4 protein-coding genes are annotated in these 4,766 nt (G+C 42.3%); 2 read left to right on the top strand and 2 right to left on the bottom strand.

Annotated elements, in window-relative coordinates; translation table 11 throughout:
• Nucleotides 1–156: 156 nt before the first annotated feature.
• Nucleotides 157–2,379 carry a DNA helicase RecQ gene (recQ, locus tag HZA08_06300; GenBank protein MBI5193038.1) on the top strand — a complete coding sequence of 741 codons (2,223 nt, stop codon included), beginning with the start codon at nucleotides 157–159 and terminating at the stop codon, nucleotides 2,377–2,379.
• Between the two features lie 236 nt (nucleotides 2,380–2,615).
• Here the strand turns inward: recQ and HZA08_06295 are convergent, their stop codons facing one another.
• A complete protein-coding gene (locus HZA08_06295) occupies nucleotides 2,616–2,795 on the bottom strand; it encodes an antitoxin family protein (protein ID MBI5193037.1) in 180 nt (59 codons plus the stop codon).
• Nucleotides 2,796–3,082: 287 nt separating this feature from the next.
• Here HZA08_06295 and HZA08_06290 point away from each other — a divergent pair, with 287 nt between their 5' ends.
• The gene (locus tag HZA08_06290) at nucleotides 3,083–3,556 is read left to right on the top strand and encodes a type II toxin-antitoxin system VapC family toxin (protein ID MBI5193036.1); all 474 of its coding nucleotides are present in this window, start codon (nucleotides 3,083–3,085) and stop codon (nucleotides 3,554–3,556) included.
• A 595-nt stretch (nucleotides 3,557–4,151) separates the two neighbouring features.
• Here the strand turns inward: HZA08_06290 and HZA08_06285 are convergent.
• Nucleotides 4,152–4,550 (bottom strand): nucleotidyltransferase domain-containing protein, encoded by a 399-nt coding sequence (locus tag HZA08_06285; protein MBI5193035.1) that lies wholly within the window; start codon nucleotides 4,548–4,550, stop codon nucleotides 4,152–4,154.
• Between the last annotated feature and the right edge of the window lie 216 nt (nucleotides 4,551–4,766).

Raw genomic sequence — 4,766 nt, 5'->3', positions numbered from 1 at the left:
TTTCGGATGAACCCACATGAGCCTTCGGCTCACAAAGGGCAATGAAAACCCCACCCTCACCCGGCCCTCTCCCTGAGGGAGAGGGGGCTACGTTGATTCCCTCCCCTTCAAGGGGAGGGGTAGGGTGGGGATGGGGTTGATTTTCGGATGAACAATATGCTAAACACTCTTCATAAATATTTCGGCTACACCACCTTCCTTCCCTTACAGGAGGCTATCATCAGGGATGTCCTGGACAAAAAGGATGTGCTTGTCCTGATGCCGACAGGAGGGGGGAAGTCTCTCTGCTATCAGTTGCCTGCCTTGTTGTCGGAGGGTATGACGGTTGTTGTTTCGCCTCTTATTGCATTGATGAAGGATCAGGTGGATGGGCTTGTGTCTAATGGGATTTCCGCGTCATTTATTAATAGCTCACTGACGTATGATGAGAATAGCAGGATAATGGGGGCAGTCAAAAATGGAGATGTGAAGATACTATATCTTGCACCTGAGAGATTGGCACAACCGGGGTTTCTTGAGTTTTTAAGGGGCAACAATATAAGTCTCTTTGCGATTGATGAGGCACATTGTATCTCTGAGTGGGGGCATGACTTCAGGCCTGAATACAGACAGCTCAGGCCGCTGAAGGCGAACTTTCCCGGGGTGCCGGTGATTGCACTGACTGCTACGGCTACTTCTGGTGTACAGGATGATATCGCCAGGCAGTTAAATATTCCGCAATGCAAAAGATATAAGGCGAGTTTTAACAGAAAGAACCTCTCCTACAGGATTGAACCTAAGGTCAGTCCGTACCGGCAGTTACTAAAAATCCTTGAAGGCCGTAAAAAGGAATCAGGGATTATATATTGTCAGAGCAGGAAACAGGTAGACAGCCTTTCATATAATCTGCAGGAGGCCGGATACCGTGCACTGCCTTATCATGCCGGTCTTACTACGGATGAGAGGGACAGGAATCAGGAGCGGTTTATAAAAGACGATGCAGAGATTATTGTTGCTACTATTGCATTCGGGATGGGGATAGACAAACCGAATGTGAGGTATGTGATCCATTACGACCTGCCTAAGAATCTTGAGGGTTACTATCAGGAGACCGGCAGGGCGGGAAGGGACGGGCTTCCCGGTGATTGTATACTTATGTTCAGTTATGCGGATAAGGCAAAGATTGAGTATTTTATAGGTCAGAAGGAGGACCACACAGACAGGGATATTTCCTATCAGAAGCTGAAGAGGGTTATTGATTACTGCGAGGCCCATACCTGCAGGAGAAAGATTTTATTATCCTACTTTGGAGAGGATTATAATGAGTCTAATTGCGGTAACTGTGATGTGTGTCTTGAGCCGCGTGAGTTATTTGACGGGACGATCCCTGCACAGAAGATACTCTCATGCGTCTACAGGGTTGGTCAGTCATTCGGGGTAAATCATGTTACGGATATTCTTATTGGGGCAAAAAATAAGAGGCTTACAGAGAAGAACCATGATACACTGACGACTTACGGTATTGGAAAGGAGTATTCAAAGGAACAGTGGCAGGCATTTACAAGGGAGCTTGTGCAACGCGGGATTCTTGATTTGGAAGGGGACAGGTATCCTATCCTGAAACTAAATGAGAAGAGTAAGGGGGTACTATTTAAAGGTGAAAAGGTCTGGCTTGTAAAACCGCCGGCGGAGAAGTTTGCTGAAGTCTCTCAAAAATTACGCAGCAGTGTGGAGGAGGACTTTGACCGTGATTTATTTGAAATCCTGAGGTCACTCAGGAAGAGGCTGGCGGACGAGGAGATGGTTCCGCCTTATATCATCTTTCCTGATACTACACTAAAAGAGATGGCCGCCAGCTATCCTCATGACTCCTCATCCCTTTCAAACATCACAGGTGTTGGTGATAAGAAGCTCAGGAAGTATGGAGAGATATTCTTGAAAAGTATCAATCAATATTGTGCGGATAAGGGGCTAAAACCATTCTCCCCTGGGGGGGATGGTCAGTGTGAGGGGGGGCGCCCGAAAGCAACAGTTCAGATGATGAAAACCCCGACTGCCCGCCTTACCCTTGATCTATGCAGGCAGGGTTTATCCCTTGAGGATATTGCAAAGAGCAGAGGATTGTCTGTTAACACCGTAGCATCTCATATTGAAGAATTGATATTATCCGGGGAAGACATCCCCATTGACAGGTTCGTGTCAATGGACAGACAAGTCACAATCGCCAGTGTCCTGGATGAAAAGGGCACAGAGAGACTGAAACCAATAAAGGAAGCCCTCGGCAATGACTTCTCTTATGAGGAGATAAGACTGGTAAGGGCAAAGATGTTGAGCCGGGGGCGTTCAAACATTTATATAGCACCTGACGATAAAATACTAACAACACCAATGTTACTGTAAATACTCGCTATATTATTACTATAAAAATCAGAGGAGAAGAGTATGCCAAACATTGGAACGGCAACATTTTTTCCCGAGGGGCTATTCAAGAAAATTCAAGCAATGTAACATTCAATACCAATCAAATTGGTCAAATTGACATCGGTGGACCGGAATTGGGAAAATTATCCTGTTATTCTAAGGGAATATTAGAAAAAGAAATACTCGATATGATAGCTAACTAATTTATTCTGGATTCATAAGGTATCAGGATTAAGCACCACTTCTTCAATAACATCAGATGTAGCTTTAACAATACCCTGACTCTTCTTTGTCAGACTTTCCATTTCTTCAATTAATATTTCAATTTGTTGGTGTTCTTTCAGGTTAATCTTTTCCAGCGGTCTTAGTACACTATCTTCATGTATTACCTTCAATGTCTTTCACATGAATCACACCATATCAATTCGTGATGGTGGTGTTAATTCATGCTGCTCCTGTGCGCTTGTGAATTCTGGGGGAACTAATGGCGAAGGTGTGCAACCTATAAAGCTATCAGACAAGCAGGTGAGAGACCTGTCGGGGCAATTACCATTTTGGCTCAGTAGTAATATCCGACATTAGTGCGGGGATGTCATGTCCCTTTAAATTCTTAATTGACTCTTATGTATCATGCTGATATTCTGGTCCAACAATAAATTACTCAGGATGCAATATCAAAGTTATGAAACCAACAGTTTATATCGAGACAAGCGTTATCAGTTATCTTACTGCAAAACCAAGCAGGGATCTGATTGTTGCAGCCCATCAACAAATTACAAATGAATGGTGGGAAAATGCATTACCAAAATACGATGCATTTATTTCACCTATTGTTTTAGAGGAGATATCAAGAGGGGATGCTGATGCAGCACGATCACGACTTGAGAAGGTATCAACTTTTCCGGTTCTGGAGGTGTTGCCGGAAGTACAGGCTATTGCGGACACCTATTTCTCAGCATTAACTATACCGGAGAAAGCGAGAGCAGATGCTTATCACCTTGCAACAGCTTCCTGGCACGGCATAGATTTTTTAGTTTCATGGAACTGTACTCATATTGTGAATGGTCATATTAAGATGTTGATTGAAGAAATTAATGCGAAACAAGGAATCAGAACACCCATAATTTGTACTCCCGAAGAACTTATGGAGGGTTAAAATGAATTCAGAACCAATACTAAAAGAAATTCGTAGAATCCGACATGAAATGGACGCAGCGTGTCAGAACGATCCGCAAAAATACTACGAACATATTCAACAGATACAAAAACAATACAGCAATAGGTTAGTGCGTTTTAAGCCGAAGCCTGCATTGAAATTAGCAAAAGTTGAATAAATGAAAACATAAGATGTCAGGTTTTGATTCTTGACTTTACATTCAGAGTTACTTATATGGTCATCAGTAAGCCAAAATCATTTGTCATCCCTGAGTTCTTCAATTCCAGATAGAAGCACACGCGGGATGAACAAAGATTAATAAAAAAACCAGATTCCCGCTTAAACACTGCGGGAATGACAGCATTTTTATACTTTTGCAAGAGCCTCAATATATGAAAATTTTGAATATATTGAGCAGCAATGGGGAAGACTTGATACCTAAGATATGAACAGGAGATGAAAGAATGACGAAAGAAGAATCGGTTAAGAAAAATCCTGACCTCCATACAGAATGGATGCGGTACGTTTTTGAGAATCCTGACATACAGAAAGATGAGTTTTTCAAGTTTCTTTTTATTTAAAGGTAGTGAATTGTTCATCGCCGCAATAGGAGTGCCTCACTATAATGAAGCAGGACAGGCTCAAAGTCCATATATTCCCTGGCAACTTGTTCTTCATAGTCGGCGCGAAACAGAGGATCTGTTTCATAGAGGACTTTGCCATATTTGATCACTTCATATTGAAAAACGGGAGATGTTTGTTGCAGAAAAACAATATCTACTTCCTGAGGGCATGGAAATATATCTGTAAGAATGTCGTAGATGTCAGTGTATAGATTGGTAGTGTCTTTCAGAACTTCATATCTTGTAAAGACAATGCCAATGTCTATGTCGCTCAGTGGATTTGTGTAACCTTGTATCTGTGAACCAAACAGGTAAACTATCGCTATATTCAGATTTTGAAGGATGCTGTATGGTATTGTTGGGATATTCATAAGATGTATGCTATCAAAAAAAGAAAGGTATTACAAGAATTAAAAAGCAGAATTAAAAAGCACTCAAAATCGGTATTAGGGTCTGTCATAAAATAACCTATACATTTATGCATCTCATCTTCCGGCCATCTTTGTGTGCTTCTCAATCGCAACCCCTCAGCGTAGATTCAACTACGCCTTCGGGTTTGCTCAATCGGTCGCACTCAAACCTGACCG

The organism is Nitrospirota bacterium (assembly GCA_016212215.1).
Taxonomy (GTDB): Bacteria; Nitrospirota; 9FT-COMBO-42-15; order HDB-SIOI813; family HDB-SIOI813; genus JACRGV01.
This window is presented reverse-complemented; position numbering and strand designations above follow the sequence as displayed.

Coding starts and splice junctions, on each gene's coding strand:
- HZA08_06285 (MBI5193035.1), bottom strand. CDS start 4,550: ATGAATATCCCAACAATACCATACAGCATCCTTCAAAATCTGAATATA.
- recQ (MBI5193038.1), top strand. CDS start 157: ATGCTAAACACTCTTCATAAATATTTCGGCTACACCACCTTCCTTCCC.
- HZA08_06290 (MBI5193036.1), top strand. CDS start 3,083: ATGAAACCAACAGTTTATATCGAGACAAGCGTTATCAGTTATCTTACT.